The sequence below is a fragment of the Brevibacillus sp. HB1.3 genome (genome assembly GCF_013186635.1).
Lineage (GTDB): Bacteria > Bacillota > Bacilli > Brevibacillales > Brevibacillaceae > Brevibacillus > Brevibacillus brevis_D.
Genome location: NZ_JABMIT010000002.1, coordinates 520753 through 538739, shown reverse-complemented (window position 1 = coordinate 538739; position 17987 = coordinate 520753). Strand labels below are relative to the sequence as shown.

The window sequence follows — 17987 nt, the reverse complement described above, 5'->3', positions numbered from 1 at the left end:
TACCAGATCAGAAAGGAAACGGAGGGATCAATATGGCGTTGGTATCATCGACACAGATGCTGCGCACTGCAAGGGAGCAGGGGTATTGTGTGGGGGCATTCAACGTGCACACGATGGAAATGCTCCAAGCAGTAGTGGAGGCGGCTTGCGAAGCAAACGCACCGCTCATTTTACAGACGACAGTCGGTACGGTCCGGCATCTCGGACCGGAGTATGTAGCAGCAATTGCCCGGGTAGCCTCAGAGGAGGCCCGGGTGCCGATTGCTCTGCATTTGGATCATTGTCATGAAGAGGAATTGATCATGCGATGTATCGAAGCGGGTTATACATCGGTCATGATCGATGCGTCGATGCATCCTTTTGCGGAAAATGCGGAGATGACGCGGCGTGTAGTGGAGCTGGCTCGGGAGCGCGGTGTCAATGTGGAGGCAGAGCTCGGCAAGGTCGGGGGCGTGGAGGACGATCTCGTCGTCGATGATGCAGATGCTGCACTAGCTGACCCAATCGAGTGCGAGAGATTTATCGAGTTGACTGGCGTAGATACGTTGGCACCCGCGATTGGTACGGCTCACGGGATTTACAAGGGGGAGCCGCGCATTGATTTTGCTCGCATCGAAGAGATTGCCCGTCGTGTTTCTGTGCCACTCGTGTTGCACGGGGGCTCAGGAATTCCCGAGGAGCAGGTGAAGCGGGCAGTTCAGCTCGGCATGGCAAAAATGAACGTAGCGACAGAGCTGCGTATCGCGTTTTCACAGGCGATCAAGAGCGTTTTTGACAACAACCCGCAGGAAAACGACCCGCGCACCTATATGAAGCAGGCCAAGCAGGCAGTCAAAGAAGTCGCACTCGCCAAGATGGAGATGTGTGGTTGTATCGGAAAAGCGAATGTACGTTAATCCAAAAAGAATAGGAAGGGACGATTTTACATGCGTATAAACCTCGATGATGCCAAAGCGTTGCGCGAACTGGACACGATTTCTGCCCTGCAAGATACGGAAAGCTACGATGAACAGTTTAAAACAGGTCTAAAATTATCTGATAGTTTAGATGTATCGAATATTTCTGTTAAAATCGAAAATATTGTCGTGCTTGGCACTGGTGGCGGTTCGGCTGCGAGCGTCAATTTGATCAAGTCGTATTTGTTTGACGAGCTGCAAGTGCCACTTCAGTTAAATCAAGGCTACACCATTCCGGCTTTTGTGGATGCGAAAACGCTTGTCATTGTCGTTAGCCACTCCGGCAATACAGAAGAAGTCGTCAGCGGCTACGAAGCGGCTATCGCCAAAGGAGCACAGATCGCTGTCATTACGGCGGGCGGAAAAGTGTTGGAGATGGCTCGTGAACACAATCATGCGTGCTTGCTTGTGCCGGGTGGAATGATGCCGCGAATTGTACTTGGCTACATTTTTTTGCCGATTCTCGCCATCCTGACGAAGCTCGGGCTGATTTCCGACAAGCGCGCGGAGGTCGAAGAGACGATAGCCCTGTTCGAGGAGTGGAAGCACATCTATGGAACCGATTCTCCGATCGAGAAAAATGCAGCCAAACAAATCGCCATCGAGATGGATGGATTGGTACCTGTCGTGTACGGAACGCTTCCGTTTTTCGATGCTCCTGCATGGCGTTGGAAAAACCAGCTCGGGGAAAACAGCAAGCTGATGGCATTTTGGAACGCCATACCGAGCCTTCACCACGACGAGGCTGTGGGTTGGGATTCCCCGTCCGCGTTGCTGAAGGGCGTTCATTTTACACTCATTCGCGATCAGGAGGACAGCGAGAAGACGACACAACGTGTAGAGATCAGCGCTGATATTTTACGTGAGCGTGCTGGTGGGGTAAGGGTGGTTCATTCCCACGGCGTGTCTCGAATGGCTCGTTTGTTTTCTATCGTGTACTTGGCTGACTTCGTGTCGCTCTACGCTGCTTTGATTCGCGGTGTTGATCCAACCCCGGTAGAAGTGATCAATTTGTTTAAACAAAAAATGGGGCAGCCGCTCGTTACTGTGCAGGTGAGATAGCATGCTCGTAACGGTAACACTGAACGCGGCCATCGATAAGACGTATCGCCTCTCGCATTTTCGTTCTGGAGAGCTGCATCGCACGGCTGATGTACTGAGCTTGCCGGGCGGAAAAGGGATAAATGTAGCGCGTGTAGCAAAAGCATTGGGGCAGGATGTTGTCGCAAGCGGTTTTGTCGCTGGTCACAACGGGAGGTTCATTGTGGAAGGCTGCGAACGTGAGGGGATTACGTCCTCCTTTATTGAAACGAGCGGAGAATCCCGGCTGTGTCTCGCTTTTCTCGACGATCAGGAGAAAACGGTGACAGAAGTGCTTGAACAAGGTCCTGCGCCCAGCGAAGAAGAGATCGGTCGCTTGCAAACGCGTTTGATCGAGCTGGCGGATCAGGCACAGTACATGGTTTTTTCCGGAAGCTTGCCAGGTGGCGTTCCAGCAGAAACATACGCTGCGCTCATCCGAGGTGTCGTCGAGAAAGGAACCGCATGCGTGCTCGATACGAGCGGCCCGGCCCTACTGGAAGGATTAAAAGCTACACCCGCGCTCATCAAGCCCAATCGACCAGAAGCGGAAGCGATTCTCGGATTTACGCTGGATAGCGAGGAGGCACGTTGTAGAGCGATATCCGAGCTGCGTGAGCGCGGTGCCCAGCGAGTCCTTCTCTCATTAGGCGAGGAGGGCGCGTGGTTTGGTGATGGTAAGGAGACGTGGCGTATTTCCGCGATCCCGTTAGCAGATGCCGAAGTGAAAAATACAGTGGGCTGCGGTGATTCCATGCTTGCGGGTGTCCTTGTCGGAAGGCTGCGAGGCTTGGCTTGGCCAGATGCGATTTGGCTGGGGATGGCATGCGGCGCCGCGAATACACGGTCGTTTGGAGCGGGTATGATCGCGCCCGACGATGTGCAGAGGTTGAGAAGTCAACCGATGCATGTGGAGCGAGTCGAGTAAAATAGCTGGTTCAGAAGGGGGGAGTAGCATGCGCCATGTAATTGGCCTCGATGTCGGTGGTACGACAATGAAAGGGGCGGTCATGGACGAGAATGGGCGAATTCTCCTCCAGGCTGCCAAGGAGACCAAAGTCCATAACAACTTGCCTATCTTGATCGAGCGAATGGCTGCCTTGATTAAGGAACTGCGGGATCAATCACCCGTTCCCATAGAGTCAGTAGGGATCGGATTTCCTGGTCCTTTTGATGCGGAAAATGGGATATCGGTTCACTCGCCCAACTTTCAATTGCATCAGGCAGACTTGCGGACACCGCTCACGAAGCTGGTGGAGCTGCCGCTTTTTTTTGAAAACGATTTACGGACAGCGGCGCTCGGAGAAGCCACATTCGGTGCGGGTCGGAAGGTAAGTCACCTCATTTTCGTGCCGCTTGGTACAGGGGTGGGGGCAGGGATTGTAAACGAAGGCAAGCTGGTTCGGGGCAGTCACGGATTCGCGGGAGAGATTGGTCATGTGCGTTATCCAGGGCTGACTGCTCCATGCAATTGCGGCAAGCTCGGTTGTGTGGAGACGGTCGCATCTGCTACAGGTATTGCCAGATTGGCCCGTGAACACTTGGACAAGGAGCTCGATGCAAATCCGCGGCAAGCAAAAGCCTCTCCTCTGTTTACTCTGTGTGATGGGCAGCTTGAGCGGATTACGGCTGAGCAGGTTGCTATGGCAGTGGAAAAAGGTGATGCGGTGGCGACCTGTGCATGGAACGAAGCGTGTGAAGTAACGGGCTGGGCTCTGTCTGTGTTGGTGAACGTATGCAACCCACAACTGGTAGTGATCGGCGGTGGCGTCTGCCGGGCTGGGGAGCTTTTACTCTCCCCCGTACAAGCGAGTGTACAAAAGTACGCCATGGATGTCGTACACCAACAGACAAAGATCGTCTTGGCCGAGCTCGGTGCAGATGCGGGCATGCTCGGTGCTGGCGCCTTGGCCCTGCAAGCAACGAGTAAGGAACAAGGACCCGTGAAATTGTAAAAAGAGGAGTGTACATCGATGCAGCAACGGTATGACTGGGCAAATCATCAGCTGCTAGAGCGAAATCGCTTGGCGGCGCGGGCTTACTTTTTGTCTTACCCGGAAGAATCGGGAGCAATGACGTATGAAAGAGGCGCGACACCGTGGTTTCAATTGTTGAATGGGCATTGGCAGTTTGCTTACGCAGAATCACCATTGCGTGTGCCGGAAAACTTTTTTGCCACTAATTATGATGCGACGGAGTGGGCGCGAATTCAGGTGCCGGGGCATTGGCAGCTGCAAGGGTACGGGAAACCGCATTACACGGACTTGTACTATCCGTTTCCAGTCGATCCGCCGCATGTGCCGTCAGATAACCCGACAGGCTGCTATTTGCGAGAGTTTACCGTAGCATCTGGGTGGAAAGATCAGCAGGTAATCCTGCGGTTTGAAGGGGTCGACAGCGCTTTTCATGTGTGGCTGAACGGAAAGGAAGTCGGCTATAGCCAAGGAAGCCGCTTGCCATCTGAGTTTGATGTGACGGAGCTGTTGCAGGAAGGCGGGAATCGCTTGGCTGTTCAAGTGTACCAATGGTCGGACGGTACATATGTAGAGGATCAGGATATGTGGTACTTGAGCGGAATTTTCCGGGATGTTTCCTTGATTGCCAGACCGAAGCTGCATGTGAGAGATCTGGCAGTCGTGACTGATCTGGATGAGGAATTCCGCCATGGTGTGCTGCGCGTACGTGTCCATGTAGAAAACAGTTCCACTGTTGCCTATGACAGGGTGAGCGTGACCGCAAAGCTGCTGGATCAATCCTACACGTTTATCGCTTCGCTAACCAACACCGAAACAGGCGAGCTGGCAGCCGGACAGGAAAAGGTCGTGACCTTGGAGCTTCCGGTGCAGGAGCCGAAAAAATGGTCGGCGGAGGAGCCGAACCTGTATCACCTGTTGCTTGCGATTGAGCAGGAGTCGGGCGAAAAGACAGAAGTCATCCCGATTCGCGTGGGCTTCCGACGAATCGAAGTAAAGGGAAACAACTTTTACGTGAACGGTGTAGCGATTCGCCTGAACGGCGTGAATCGCCATGATCATCATCCTGATCTCGGGCGTGCTGTCCCGTATGAAACGATGCGTGAAGATGTGCTCATGATGAAGCGTCACAACATCAACGCTGTTCGTACCGCACATTATCCGAATGATCCGCGTTTTTACGATTTGTGCGACCAGTACGGATTGTATGTCATGGACGAAACCGATTTGGAGACGCATGGCTTCCAGTTGACGGGCAACATCAGTCAGCTAAGCGATGATCCAGAGTGGGAGCAGACATACGTAGAGCGCATGGAGCGCATGGTGGAGCGCGACAAAAACCATCCGTCGATCATCATGTGGTCGCTTGGCAACGAATCCGGCTTTGGCTGCAATTTCCGGGCAATGGCCGCTTGGTGCCGACAAGCGGACCCGACTCGACTCATCCACTATGAAGAGGATCGCGAAGCAGAAGTGTGCGACGTATTTTCCACTATGTACTCCTCGGTTGAAAAAATGATCCAGCATGGTGAAAATGAACATCTGCAAAAGCCGCATATTATGTGCGAGTATGCTCATGCCATGGGAAATGGACCCGGTGGCTTGCGCGACTACGCCAATGTGTTTGACAAATATCAACGCTTGCAGGGCGGCTTTGTGTGGGAATGGATTGATCACGGCTTGCGCCAATATACGCCGGATGGGCGAGAGTATTATGCCTACGGAGGCGACTTCGGGGACTACCCGACGAATGGCAATTTCGTCATCGATGGACTGATTCGTCCGGATCGCTCCCCATCCCCAGGGCTGCTCGAATACAAAAAAGTGATAGAGCCGATCGTCGTAGAAGCAACTGATCTAGAAAGCGGACTTGTCACCATTACAAATCGCTATGATTTCCGTACGCTTGCGCACGTGAGAATGGTCTGGAGTGTGACAGCAGACGGACAAGTGGTGCAGAGCGGAACACTGTCTCTGCCACATACAGAAGCAGGAAGTCGTACCAATGTAGCTGTTCCGTATACCTTGCCTGCGCAGGTGCAGGATCGAACCGACTACTGGCTGACGCTCTCCTTTGTGCTGGATCAAGATGAGAGCTGGGTGCAGGCTGGACATGAGCTGGCTTGGGCACAATTTTCCTTGCCAGTGACCGCTGCCCAGCAGGTTACGGTCGCTCCCTACCAGCCTGTGTTTGGCAGAGTAGATGCGAATGAAACGAAAACGGACGTGACCCTTACAGGAGCAGATTTTCAGTTCGTTTTTGACAAAGTGAGCGGGGTGCCGACGAGCTGGGTGTTTGCAGGCAAGGAGCTGTTGGTGGCAGGACCTCGCCTCACGTTTTGGCGTGCTCCGATTGACAATGACATGTACGTAGTGGAAGAGTGGCGCAAGGTGTACCTCGATCGTTTGCAAAACCGGGTGGAGCATGTAAGCATCCAGCAGGATCGAGAAGATCGTGTGGTCATTACCTGCGATGTACGGATTGCTCCGCCTGTATACGACTGGGGTTTTGCATGTCGCTACACATATACCGTATTCGGAAATGGCGAAGTGCAGGTAGAGGTTCTAGGCACACCCAAAGGTACCCCGCCAGCAATGCTGCCACGAATCGGCTTGAAGCTATTGGTCGCCAAAGATATGGAGCGCGTCTCGTGGTATGGTCGCGGCCCGGGAGAGGCGTATATCGACAGCAAGGAAGCCAATCGCTTCGGGGTTTATCACGCGAGCGTAGATGAACTGTACACGCCGTACGTGTTCCCACAGGAAAATGGCAATCGTACGGACGTCAAATGGATGTCGATCACGGATCAGCGGGGCATTGGACTTTTCGCGATGGGTCAACCGACATTGGAATTTAGCGCACTTCGCTATGATACGGACGATCTGGAGCAAGCAAAGCACACGACAGATCTCGTAAAACGAGAGTATGTTACACTGCATCTCGATTATCGACAAAACGGGCTGGGTAGCAATAGCTGCGGACCTAAGCAATCCGAGCAGCATGCCTTGCGTCCAGAGGAGTTCCAGTTCCAGATGAGGCTAACGCCTTTTTCGAAGGATACGATTTCTCCGGTTCATCTGTATAAGCGGAATTTCAATTTGAGTAACTAACCGCTGATTGCTCTCGAAGGCATCGCCGAAACGTTGTACAATCTAGTTGAAGATAGAATAGTGCAACTAATCGAAATACGGTGGTGGTTTGTCACATGAAGTCATGGTCGCTCTTCCCGCGCAGAAGCATTCATGCCAAGCTGCTCGCTTTTATGCTGATTGCAGCCATTATTCCGCTGATTACTCTGGGGAGTATGGCGTATTGGAAATCGTCGATGGTCGTTCGCGAGCAATTTAGCAAGTCAGGCGAGTATATCGCGACACAGCTGCAAATCCAGATCGACAACTACCTGAGTCAAATGAGATACATGGCCTATGACATCAATACGTACGTGTCAGACCCGACATTGGTCGTTATGCGGGAGGAACAACCGAAGACCTACACGGGCTTCCTGGAACAGAAAAACTTCGAGCGATACCTGGGGGCGCACCGCAACCTTGATACAAAGGGCATTTTTATCGTGACGCCCTCCGGTTACTTTTTCGGGGAAAATGTGATCAATGGAAAGGATCTGATGCGGGAATGGTGGTGGAAGGGGCTGCCCGCCAAGCTGGATGAAGAGCGATGGATCGGTTTTTACACGCCCAGGCATTATGTCGGGTTTCAGGATGAGGCGGAGCTGCGCAATCAGGAGAAGGTACTCGGTCTGGTCGTTCCCGTTCTCAGCGGTTATGGCGTGTTGAAGGACAGCCGGATTTTGATCGAGATGAAAGCAGGCAAGCTGTTTCAATTGTTTTCCCAGTTGGAAAAGGACATGAGTGCGCATGTGACGATCACTGCCAAAAATGGCGAGCTGATTTACCAGACTGCGGGTACGTTCGTCCAGCAAGAGAGCGATATCGTCTGGAACAAACCGCTGGAGTCCAACAACTGGATGATTCAGGTGCGCTTACCGTACGAACAAATGAACCGCTCTGCGGAAGTGATTCAATCCTTCTTTATCGCGGCGCTGATTCTTTCGGCAGTGCTGGCCCTTCTTTTGGCGTATTTATTTTCCAGACGAATTACAGGAAAAATCAAGCGTCTGCAAGAAACAATGCGGCTGGTAGGAACAGGCGAGCTACAAACTCGCGCAGAGGTAGATACAGAAGACGAGCTGGGGCGGTTAGGGGTGAGCTTCAACCAAATGGTGAGGCGGATTCAGACGCTAATCGCCGAGGTGAGTCGAACCGAGCAGTTGAAAAAGGAAGCAGAGCTGCGTGCCGTTCACTACCAAATCAATCCACATCTGTTGTTCAATACACTCAATTCTATCCAGTGGAAAGCGAGATTATCTGGTGCCAATGAAATCGGCAATATGCTCTATCATCTCATCAAAGTGCTAGAGGGTAACCTCGATATCACGCAGGAGCTCGTCCCGTTGGAAAAGGAGCTGCAAACCGTCGAGCATTTTCTGCAAATCCAAGAGCTGCGGTACGGACCTGTTTTTCAATTTGAACAGACCGGAGTAGAGGCTTGCCGCCGCTATTTGATCCCGCGAATGACTCTTCAGCCGCTTTTGGAAAATATCTTTTTCCACGCATTCGAAGACGGGCACGGAACGATCCGGATCAGTGTTAGTGAAAAAGAAGGGCTTGTGACGCTGCTGTTGCAAGATGACGGTGCAGGAATTGTGCCGGAGAGATTGGCCAGACTTCTCGATCCTGATCTGGAGCGTTCTAGTAAACGGGGACTCGGCGTGTACAACGTCGATCAGAAGTTCAAGCTTCATTTCCGTATGGAGCACGGCATGAAGATTTCATCTGTCAGAGGAGAAGGAACCACAATTCAAATCACGTGGCCGAAAAGGGAGGATATTCCTGATGAACATCAAGGTAATGATTGTGGATGACGAAGTGCTGGTGCGAAGAGGATTGAAGGCAATGGTGCCATGGAGTCGCTATGGGATGGAAGTGGTAGCAGATGCACCGAATGGTCGGAAAGGCTGGGAGGCTTTCCTGCAAATACAGCCCGAGCTGGTGATTACGGACATCGTGATGCCAGAAATGGATGGGCTTGAGCTGTGCAGGCGGGTGAAGGAGCACGCACCACAAACAAAGGTGCTTCTGCTCAGCTGTCACCGCGATTTTTCTTTTGCCCAGCAGGGAATCTCTCTCGGGGTGTCCGGATATTTGTTGAAGACGGAGTTCCAGGATGAGGAATGGGGTACGTTGTTGGAAAAGCTGCGGACTGAGCTGGCAGGCGAGAGTGCGCGACCTGAAAACGTTCGTGAACGCCCGGATGAATGGAAGCGGGAATTCGGTGCGTGGTTGACTGGCTTAAGCCGGGATTTCGAGCAAAGCTTGTCTTTCCTCCTGCAAACACACTGGTCGTGGATGAACGATTCCATGCGTGTTTGGCTCTTGGAAGGGATGGGCAGTGCGAACCAGGAGGAACAGGAGCGGGCATGGGTAGCAAGTGAGCTGGAAGGCGAATGGGAATGGCTTGCATGTGGTGATATTCGTTTTTTGCTGACCCCCGCAAGTACTGGCAGGCAGGTAGAATCCTTGCTCGTGGAGTGGAAGCTGGCTGGAAAGGTGACGAGCTGGGAGACTGCAAGCCCGTTAGCTGGTCTCGAACCTTGGATTCAGACGATACGGATGCTCTACCAGCGCACGCAGCGGGCGCGCAAGTACGGCGTCATTCAAGACCCGTGGCAGGAACCGATCAAGCAGGCTGTTCATTACGCACTCGATCGTCTGGATACGCCATTGACCGTTAGTGAGGTAGCCTCACAGGTGGGACTGAGCCGCAGTCATTTTAGCGTGATGTTTAAAAAGGGAGTGGGTGAGAGCTTTGGGGAGTTCCTCGATAAGCGCCGGGTAAAAATGGCCCAAGCGATGCTGAATGAAACAACCCTGTCCATTCAGGAGGTAGCTGAGCGAGTCGGTCTTCCTGACCCGAAATACTTCAGCAAATGGTTTAAAAAATATACAGGGATGACCCCCAGCCACTACCGTTTCAAACAAAAGGAGGAGTCCAGTCGAACAATCGTCCACTCCACCGCGCAAACCTGATCAGAACGAAAAAAAGGAAACAAATTCACACACTATTGCGAACAATTAGCGGTTTCACCGTTTTTTCCCCTTCATTAAAATAAAGAAAAATGTGGGGTAAATCTAGGGGGGATCACAGATGAAGAAGGTTGCGTCAAAATGGATGGCAACTGGCATGGCACTTCTTTTGGCCATCGTAGCTGGTTGTTCACAAGCCCAGCCAGCAGGAACAGACGGCACGTCTAGTAGCACAGGTACGACAACGCCAGCGTCGTCTGATAAAAAGGAAACGGTTACATTGCGTTTCGCGACATGGGATACGGACCAAATGCTGAAGATCCAACAAGATATCGCGAAACAATTCGAACAGAAAAATCCGGGTGTGAAGGTACAAGTCGAGGCATATGCAGATGGTTTTGATCAGAAGCTGGTAGCGGCATTCGGAGCGAAAAACCCACCGGATGTCATGTACATGTGGGATTTCCCCACGTACAACGCCTCGCTCGAGCCATTGGATGAGTACGTAAAGAAGGACCCATCAGTGGCAATCGCCGACTTTTACCAAGGCCTCTTAAACTATAATCGATTCGATGGAAAATTGTTCGGACTCCCAGCGGGCTTCTCGACGCGGGTCGTCTTCTACAACAAAAAGCTGTTTAACGAAGCAAATGTACCACTCCCGACAGACGACTGGACGTGGGAGGATTTCAAATCGGCAGCCAAACAACTGACGGTTCGTGAGAAGAAGCAGTACGGCTTCGCTGTTCGGTCGGAGCCGGATACGTACGATTTGCAGCAGTTCGTGTGGAGCAACGGCAGCAGCTTCATCAGCCCCGATGGAAAAGCCATCGAAGGCTACATGAACAGCAAGGAAACAGCAGAAGCCCTGCAAATTTTCAGTGATTTGGCGAAGGACAAGAGCGCTTTGCTCGTCGGTGGCAAAAACCAGCAAAGTGGCAACGACTTGTTCAAAGCAAGCAAGCTCGCAATGTATGACAACGGCGTATGGTCGCTCGAGTCGTACAAGAAGGCGAATGTCGATTTTGGTACGGTCGTGATGCCGCAATTCCCTGGTAAGCCTGGCAAGGGAGTCATTGCAACCTCCTCCGTATCGATCGCCAAGGATTCCAAAAACAAAGAACTGGCTTGGGAGTTTTTGAAGTTCTTCGTTTCCAGCGATGCGATCAAGATGCGTACATCTGATTTGCCTGTGCGTATTAGCGTCGTACAAGAGAAGAAGCTCGATCAGGACCCGCTCTACGCGCCGTTCTATAAGACATTGGAGCAATCGACTGACACGCCAGCCTTCCTGTTGAATCCGCATTGGAACGAAATCAATCGGAACCTTTCCGCAGCGGTTAATGCGATCATGATGGGACAAAACGCCGAGGAATTACTGAATAAGGCAGTCAAAGACTCCCAGAAATTCTTGAAATAACGGGAAGGGGTCAGGAAATTGAATACAGAGAGTGTTGTGACACACAAACAGCCTGCCATGACCGTTCAACCGAAAAAACTGGGGGGAAGGGCGTTTCTTACGCCCTATCTTTTTATCTTGCCTTGGATTCTCGGCTTTCTCGCTTTTACGCTGGGACCGATGCTGTTTTCGCTGGTCATGAGCTTTTTTGATTGGCCTGTCGTTGGTGAGGTTACGTTTGTCGGCTTGGACAATTACATCAATATGTTTACGGATGATCCATTGTTTTGGCAATCGCTCTGGGTCACGATTAAATTTGCGCTGTTGTTTGTCCCGTTGAATTTGTTCATCGCGTTGTTTTTGGCCATGATGCTGAATCAGAAGGTGAAAGGCAGCGGCTTTTTCCGCACAGTGTTTTACTTGCCGAGCGTGATTTCCGGTGTGGCGCTGGCGATGATCTGGGCGTGGGTATACGACGGGGAATACGGTATTTTCAACTATTTGCTCAGTCTGGTTGGGATTACAGGTCCAGATTGGCTAAACGATACGTCGTGGGCACTCGTTGCCATGGTAATCGCCAGTCTGTGGGGGCAGGGCTCCATGGTATTGATTTTCCTGGCGGGGCTCAAAAGCATCCCGGAGAGCTTGTATGAAGCGGCTTCGATTGATGGGGCAGGGGCGGTGCAAAAGTTTTTCCGCATTACACTGCCGATGGTCAGCCCCACAATTTTGTTCAACCTGATTATGACGATCATTAGTGCGTTCCAGCAGCTGAGTCTAGCACTCTTGCTCACGGGAGGCGGACCGTTGCAGTCCACGTATTTCTATGCCATGTACGCGTATGACAATGCCTTCAAATACTTCAAGATGGGGTATGCTTCGGCGAACTCCTGGTTTATGTTTGCGATCATTTTGATATTGACCTTCCTCGTATTTAAAACGTCCGGCAAATGGGTGTATTACGAGGGCGATAACCGCAGGGGAGGGGAAGAAGCTTGATACGCAAAACAATCGCTTATGCGAGCTTGATCTTTTTCTCTTTCCTGTTTCTCGCACCGTTTTACTGGATGATCTCTACTGCGCTCAAGTCGGACGCTGAGATTTTGCAGTATCCACCCAAATGGATTCCGGATGTGCTGCATTGGGAGAACTTCGGGAATGCGTGGATGTCGCAGCCGTTTAATCTGTATTTGGAAAACTCGTTGACGGTGACGATCCTGACTACGATTGGGCAGTTGATATCGTCTTCGCTGGTCGCGTACGGCTTTGCCCGGTTCACGTTTAAAGGAAGAGACTTTCTGTTTATGGTTGTTCTGGCGACGATGATGATTCCGTGGGAAGTGACGATGATTCCGTTGTACATGGAGTTCAACTATCTGGGCTGGATCAACACGCTCAAGCCGTTGATTGTCCCTTCGTTCTTTGGATCAGCGTTTTATATTTTCCTCATGCGACAGTTTATTTTGACTATTCCTCGTGAGCTGGATGAAGCGGCGCGTATTGATGGTGCGGGTTCATTTCAGATTTATGCCCGGATTATTATGCCGTTGATGATGCCTGCTCTGATTTTGGTGAGTGTATTCAACATCTTGGGCACTTGGAACGACTATTTGGGTCCACTCATTTTCTTGAATGACCAAAGTCAGTACACGCTGACGCTGGGACTGGCGCAATTTAAAGGGATGTATGAAGTAGAGGCTACCGGGCTGATGGCGGTAACGCTCCTGATCTCGCTTCCGCCGTTACTCCTCTTTTTCCTCGCACAACGATATATCGTAGACAATTCAGCTGGTGTTGCTATTAAGTAAGCAGTTATCAAGTAAGGAGGGAGCCAGAGTGGGGAATCGGGCGAAGTGGGAAGGCTGGGCATGGTCATTTCATCAATTTGGTGAGCGATTGTTGCGGATGGCGGTAGCGCATCTCATGTGGGTGGTGTGCACGCTCATGGGAGGCATCGTCTTTGGAATCTTTCCAGCGACAGCGGCTCTGTACGACGTACTTAGCGGCAAGTGGAATGACCGTAGGCTTCCGTCTGCCTTCTGGCATGCTTTTCGCCACTACTTCTGGAGGAGCCAATGGCTTGGCTGGGGAACGGTGCTAACGGGGGCAATCCTGTGGGTCGATGTGGTGTTTTTTCTTCGCATGGGTTCTCTGTGGGGGCTCTCGATCGCGGCTGTTTTTGCGGGGATTGGATTCTTGCATGCGGCTACCACCTGCCACGCTTTTTCCCTGCTTGTTCGGAAGGATGCAGATGTGAAGCAGACGCTCAAGCAGTCGTTTTGGCTAGTCGCGGCCTTTCCGTTGCATTCGCTCGTCACGCTAGGAGGCTTGCTCCTTCTCTTGATTCTCTTGCTGGCGATTCCTGTTTTGCCGATCTTGCTGGGGGCGAGCCTGCCTGTCTGGTGGATGAACGCGAGAATGAGTCGTTTGTTGGAAAAGCGCGATCATAAACGATCGACCAAGCAACCTCGAGGTGAGACATATGCAGTTTGATTTAGGAATGGTTCCTTTTAGCCGATACGGGTCGTATCTCGTACTCTCGCGACTGGGTAACGCCAAGCGAGCAGAAGGGCTGTATTTGCGCAATATTCGTGGAGGAGACAACCACGATGGCGCGATTTTTCGAATCGAAATGTTAGCCGATGGTGTGGCAGTTCCATTTGAGACGGAGGCTACACCAACCTTGCTGCGACTGTACGGGGATAAAGGCGAAGTGAAGCTGTGCATGAGCGAGCCGCAGCTGGTGCAGGTACGTGGTCAAGGCGTTGGTTTACGACTGGTGCTCGAATCGATGGCGGCAGATTATGCGATTCAAGCTGGAGCCGGATGTTGGGAAATCAATCACTTTTCCACGGAAATTCGCTTGAGAGTGATTCCGCTTGCCGGATCACTTGTGGTCAACCCTACGAAGGCATCGCGTGAACAGCAAGTGGGCGTAACCTTTCTTCCCGACGAGGAAACGGGTGTACTGGAAGGCGTGTTGGAGGAGTTCCACACGGTATGGAAGGAGCGCAGCTACCCTGCCTTTGCCGATGGATGGGCACAGGTAAAAAAAGAGTACGACGAGTGGCTGGAACGGACACTCTCTGTATCTGAGGAGCATCGCGAAGGCTTGAATGAAGCAAGAGAACTCGCGGCGTACATCACCTGGTCTTGTGTGGTGAGACCTGAAGGTTATTTACCACGGTCTGCGATGTACATGTCCAAAAACTGGATGACGAATATCTGGAGCTGGGATCATTGCTTCAATGCGATGGCACTGACGCAAGCAAACTTGCCGCTAGCGTGGGATCAGCTCATGATTTTTATCGACAGGCAGGATGAGAGTGGTGTCTTCCCCGATTTTATCAATGATCGGTATGCGTTGTGGAATTGCTGCAAGCCTCCGATTCACGGCTGGACGCTGCGCTGGATGCTGGATCGGAACGATACGATTACAAACGCGATGCTGGAAGAAATGTACGAGCCGCTTGGTCGCTGGACCGACTGGTGGTTCCGTTACCGCGATGATGATCAGGACGGGATTCCGCAGTACAATCACGGTTATGACTGCGGTTGGGACAACAGCACGATTTTCCTCGATGGAGCGCCAATTGAAAGCCCGGACCTACCTGCGTATTTGATTTTGCAAATGGATGTGCTGGCGGAATTGGCGAGTAGACTGGGCCGTCCCGAAGAGGCAGCGAGGTGGCAGGAAAAGGCCGAAATGACGCTGCAACGACTGCTGGAGAAGCACTGGAATGGCGAAAACTTCTTCGCGACCCACTCCGGCAGCGACCAGCCCACCCAAGGAGACAGCTTGATTCGTTATATGCCTCTCGTGCTTGGCGAAAAGCTGCCGCAGGACATCCGGGCCAAGCTGATTACGGACTTGCAGGAGCGATTTTTGACAGAGAATGGACTGGCTACAGAGAGTCCAACCAGCTCCTTCTACCGCCCTGATGGCTACTGGTTAGGCCCGATCTGGGCGCCAGTGACGATGCTCTTGGTCGATGGATTGCGGCGAGCAGGTGAAGTAGCGTTTTCTCAGGAGATTGCCAGACGCTTTTGCCGAATGGCAGCGCGCAGTGGCATGGCAGAAAACTTCGATGCGCTGACAGGAGATGGACTAAGGGACCGGGCCTTTACGTGGACGTCCAGCGTGTTTTTGATGCTGGCGCATGAGTATGTGTAAGGTAGTTTTATAGGAAAAACAAGAGGGCATGATGGATGGAAAATCGCATCATGCCCGTTGCTTGTCTATAGCACTTTACTGAGAAATGCCTTGGTTCTCTCATGCTGGGGATTGTCAAAAATCTCGGCAGGCGTGCCTTCTTCGACGATGTATCCGCCATCCATGAAAATCACCCGATCGGCTACTTCACGAGCAAAGCCCATCTCATGTGTAACCACGACCATTGTCATTCCTTCTTTGGCCAAATCCTTCATCACCTGAAGAACCTCTCCGACCATTTCTGGGTCGAGTGCAGAGGTAGGCTCGTCGAAGAGCATGATGTGAGGGTCCATGGCGAGCGCACGGGTAATGGCTACGCGCTGCTGTTGACCACCAGACAATCGATCAGGGTACACGTCTCGCTTGTCCGCCAAGTCTACTTTTTTGAGGAGTTGCAGCGCCTTTTGTTCATTTTGCTGACGCGCTGAATTTTTGACGTGCTTGGGTGCGAGCATGATGTTTTCCAAAACAGTGAGATGCGGGAAGAGATTGAACCGCTGAAACACCATGCCGACACGCTCTCGCAGCTTGTTGATGTCCACTTTGGGGGAAGTAACCTCCATGCCCTCAATAGTGACTTTGCCAGATGTTACTTCTTCCAACTGGTTCAGGCAGCGCAGAAACGTACTTTTTCCCGAGCCGGAGGGACCAATGACACAGACAACTTCACGCTCTTTAATGGTAGTCGAGATGTCTTTTAAAACTTCCAACGAGCCAAAGCTCTTTTTCAAATTCTCTACATGAATCATTTCGCAAACCTCCTCTCAAGGGAACGGGACAGCAGACTGAGGATGTAAATCATCAGGAAATAGAAGACCGCTACTACAGCCCAAATTTCGAATGAGCGAAAGTTGCTAGAAATGATAATCTCACCACTGTTCATCAGCTCACGGATACCAATGACCGTTAAGAGCGAGGTGTCTTTTAGCGTGACGATGAATTGGTTGACGAAAGCAGGAATCATGCGGCGAACAGCCTGAGGCAAGATAACCAGGCGCATGGCTTTTCCGTGGGATAGTCCGAGGGAGCGAGCAGCTTCCATCTGTCCTTTATCGATAGAGAGAATCCCTCCGCGAAAAATTTCAGCCAGATACGCTCCGGCGTTGAGGCTGAGCGCAAGAATACCTGCGGTTGTCTCTGGAATTTTGATATCCAGGACAGGCGGCAATCCAAAATAAATAAAGAAGATTTGAACCAACAGCGGTGTGCCGCGGAGAAAGTCAACGTAAGCGGTTGCAATGCCGCGGAGTATTTTAGAGCGGCTGGTGCTCATTAAGCCAAAAAGCAATCCGATCAAGAGAGCGAAAAACAGGGAAATGATCGTTATTTTTAACGTGACCACAGAGCCTTGGGCCAAGACAGGAAGTGCGTCGGCAATGACATCCCAACTACTGCTCATTTGGACAACTCCATTCTTTCTAGGGTGAAAAAAAGGCGCGTCTTGCGCCTTTTACTTTTTCGTGCTCAAGTATGTGTTGATGATTTCGTCGTATTTCCCGTTCTCTTTCAGCTTCTTCAGACCGGAGTTGAGCTTGTCCTGCAGCTCTTTGTTCCCTTTTAAAACCGCGATGCCGTAGTGGTCACCATTGAGACGATCACCTACAATTTTCAGCTTGGAAGCAGGGTCTACCGTAATTTTATAAGAGATAACTGGATAGTCCTCGATGGTTAAATCAGCGTTGCCGTTTTGAACCTCTTGGAACATGGAAGGGCTATCGTCGAAGTATTTGACAGTCGCTCCGTACTTTTGCCCGAGCTCATCAGCAAAGGTCGCGCCAGTCGTGCCTTTTTTGATTGCAATCGTTTTGCCAGCCAAATCTGCCTCTCCATTGATCGTTGTGTTGTCCTCACGTACGACCAAGGAAAGACCTGCTTGATAGTAGGGTTCAGAGAAATCTAAAATTTCTTTGCGCTTATCATTGATGCTGATCCCCGCAATGGCACCATCCAATTGCTTCGCTTGAACAGCTGGAATGATTCCTTTGAAGTCCATCGGCTTAATTTCTACCTCAAAGCCCTCTTCTTTGGCGATTGCATTGATCAGGTCGATGTCAATTCCTACGTATTTTCCGTCTTTTTCAAACTCAAAGGGTGGGTATGTTGCATCTGTACCAAACACGTACTTTTTTGCACCGGATGTTGAGGTAGCCTGATCTGTGCCAGTGCCACACGCACTTACCGTAAGCGCCAACAAACCAGAAACCACAGCAAACATTAGTTTTTTCATAAATGACCCCCAAGTATATTTATATTAGATATGA

The 17987-nt window shown here is 51.4% G+C and carries 15 protein-coding genes; 12 read left to right on the top strand and 3 right to left on the bottom strand.

Annotated elements, in window-relative coordinates; all coding sequences use genetic code 11:
* Positions 1–32: 32 nt before the first annotated feature.
* From fba to HPY31_RS07020, 12 genes are all read left to right on the top strand, one after another.
* Complete coding sequence (gene fba, locus HPY31_RS07075) at positions 33–896, top strand: class II fructose-1,6-bisphosphate aldolase (RefSeq protein ID WP_172139624.1); 864 nt, start codon at positions 33–35, stop codon at positions 894–896.
* 30 nt (positions 897–926) lie between these two features.
* Positions 927–2018 carry a bifunctional phosphoglucose/phosphomannose isomerase gene (locus tag HPY31_RS07070; RefSeq protein ID WP_172139622.1) on the top strand — a complete coding sequence of 364 codons (1092 nt, stop codon included), beginning with the start codon at positions 927–929 and terminating at the stop codon, positions 2016–2018.
* A gap of 1 nt (position 2019) precedes the next feature.
* Positions 2020–2964: a 1-phosphofructokinase family hexose kinase gene (locus HPY31_RS07065; protein WP_172139620.1), complete on the top strand. Its 945-nt coding sequence runs from the start codon at positions 2020–2022 to the stop codon at positions 2962–2964.
* A 28-nt stretch (positions 2965–2992) separates the two neighbouring features.
* Positions 2993–3991: an ROK family protein gene (locus tag HPY31_RS07060; RefSeq protein WP_172139618.1), complete on the top strand. Its 999-nt coding sequence runs from the start codon at positions 2993–2995 to the stop codon at positions 3989–3991.
* An 18-nt stretch (positions 3992–4009) separates the two neighbouring features.
* Positions 4010–7120 carry a beta-galactosidase subunit alpha gene (ebgA, locus tag HPY31_RS07055; protein ID WP_172139616.1) on the top strand — a complete coding sequence of 1037 codons (3111 nt, stop codon included), beginning with the start codon at positions 4010–4012 and terminating at the stop codon, positions 7118–7120.
* Positions 7121–7215: 95 nt separating this feature from the next.
* On the top strand, positions 7216–8952 hold the full coding sequence (locus HPY31_RS07050) for a cache domain-containing sensor histidine kinase (RefSeq protein ID WP_172139614.1): 1737 nt from the start codon (positions 7216–7218) through the stop codon (positions 8950–8952).
* Positions 8924–10117: a response regulator transcription factor gene (locus HPY31_RS07045; RefSeq protein WP_172139612.1), complete on the top strand. Its 1194-nt coding sequence runs from the start codon at positions 8924–8926 to the stop codon at positions 10115–10117. Before HPY31_RS07050 ends, HPY31_RS07045 begins: the two co-directional genes overlap by 29 nt.
* 118 nt (positions 10118–10235) lie before the next feature.
* Complete coding sequence (locus HPY31_RS07040) at positions 10236–11534, top strand: ABC transporter substrate-binding protein (RefSeq protein ID WP_172139610.1); 1299 nt, start codon at positions 10236–10238, stop codon at positions 11532–11534.
* A gap of 57 nt (positions 11535–11591) precedes the next feature.
* On the top strand, positions 11592–12512 hold the full coding sequence (locus tag HPY31_RS07035) for a carbohydrate ABC transporter permease (RefSeq protein WP_253901726.1): 921 nt from the start codon (positions 11592–11594) through the stop codon (positions 12510–12512).
* The gene (locus HPY31_RS07030) at positions 12509–13321 is read left to right on the top strand and encodes a carbohydrate ABC transporter permease (RefSeq protein ID WP_081437287.1); all 813 of its coding nucleotides are present in this window, start codon (positions 12509–12511) and stop codon (positions 13319–13321) included. Before HPY31_RS07035 ends, HPY31_RS07030 begins: the two co-directional genes overlap by 4 nt.
* Before the next feature lie 28 nt (positions 13322–13349).
* Complete coding sequence (locus HPY31_RS07025) at positions 13350–14006, top strand: YesL family protein (protein ID WP_172139606.1); 657 nt, start codon at positions 13350–13352, stop codon at positions 14004–14006.
* Positions 13996–15687 carry an amylo-alpha-1,6-glucosidase gene (locus HPY31_RS07020; RefSeq protein WP_172139604.1) on the top strand — a complete coding sequence of 564 codons (1692 nt, stop codon included), beginning with the start codon at positions 13996–13998 and terminating at the stop codon, positions 15685–15687. Before HPY31_RS07025 ends, HPY31_RS07020 begins: the two co-directional genes overlap by 11 nt.
* A 65-nt stretch (positions 15688–15752) precedes the next feature.
* Here the strand turns inward: HPY31_RS07020 and HPY31_RS07015 are convergent, their stop codons facing one another.
* Genes HPY31_RS07015 through HPY31_RS07005 form a run of 3 tightly spaced genes read right to left on the bottom strand, consistent with a single transcriptional unit; the run spans position 15753 to position 17953 of the window.
* The gene (locus HPY31_RS07015; RefSeq protein WP_172139602.1) at positions 15753–16475 is read right to left on the bottom strand and encodes an amino acid ABC transporter ATP-binding protein; all 723 of its coding nucleotides are present in this window, start codon (positions 16473–16475) and stop codon (positions 15753–15755) included.
* Positions 16472–17125, bottom strand: coding sequence for an amino acid ABC transporter permease (locus HPY31_RS07010; protein ID WP_172139600.1), 654 nt, complete (start codon positions 17123–17125; stop codon positions 16472–16474). The genes HPY31_RS07015 and HPY31_RS07010 overlap by 4 nt, the downstream gene beginning before the upstream one ends.
* 51 nt (positions 17126–17176) lie before the next feature.
* Positions 17177–17953, bottom strand: a complete 777-nt coding sequence (locus HPY31_RS07005; protein WP_172139598.1) for a transporter substrate-binding domain-containing protein — start codon at positions 17951–17953, stop codon at positions 17177–17179.
* Between the last annotated feature and the right edge of the window lie 34 nt (positions 17954–17987).

Bases quoted from the DNA above. Each gene is read 5' to 3' on its own strand.
- fba (WP_172139624.1), top strand. From the start codon at position 33: ATGGCGTTGGTATCATCGACACAGATGCTGCGCACTGCAAGGGAGCAG.
- HPY31_RS07070 (WP_172139622.1), top strand. From the start codon at position 927: ATGCGTATAAACCTCGATGATGCCAAAGCGTTGCGCGAACTGGACACG.
- HPY31_RS07065 (WP_172139620.1), top strand. From the start codon at position 2,020: ATGCTCGTAACGGTAACACTGAACGCGGCCATCGATAAGACGTATCGC.
- HPY31_RS07060 (WP_172139618.1), top strand. From the start codon at position 2,993: ATGCGCCATGTAATTGGCCTCGATGTCGGTGGTACGACAATGAAAGGG.
- ebgA (WP_172139616.1), top strand. From the start codon at position 4,010: ATGCAGCAACGGTATGACTGGGCAAATCATCAGCTGCTAGAGCGAAAT.
- HPY31_RS07050 (WP_172139614.1), top strand. From the start codon at position 7,216: ATGAAGTCATGGTCGCTCTTCCCGCGCAGAAGCATTCATGCCAAGCTG.
- HPY31_RS07045 (WP_172139612.1), top strand. From the start codon at position 8,924: ATGAACATCAAGGTAATGATTGTGGATGACGAAGTGCTGGTGCGAAGA.
- HPY31_RS07040 (WP_172139610.1), top strand. From the start codon at position 10,236: ATGAAGAAGGTTGCGTCAAAATGGATGGCAACTGGCATGGCACTTCTT.
- HPY31_RS07035 (WP_253901726.1), top strand. From the start codon at position 11,592: ATGACCGTTCAACCGAAAAAACTGGGGGGAAGGGCGTTTCTTACGCCC.
- HPY31_RS07020 (WP_172139604.1), top strand. From the start codon at position 13,996: ATGCAGTTTGATTTAGGAATGGTTCCTTTTAGCCGATACGGGTCGTAT.
- HPY31_RS07015 (WP_172139602.1), bottom strand. From the start codon at position 16,475: ATGATTCATGTAGAGAATTTGAAAAAGAGCTTTGGCTCGTTGGAAGTT.
- HPY31_RS07010 (WP_172139600.1), bottom strand. From the start codon at position 17,125: ATGAGCAGTAGTTGGGATGTCATTGCCGACGCACTTCCTGTCTTGGCC.
- HPY31_RS07005 (WP_172139598.1), bottom strand. From the start codon at position 17,953: ATGAAAAAACTAATGTTTGCTGTGGTTTCTGGTTTGTTGGCGCTTACG.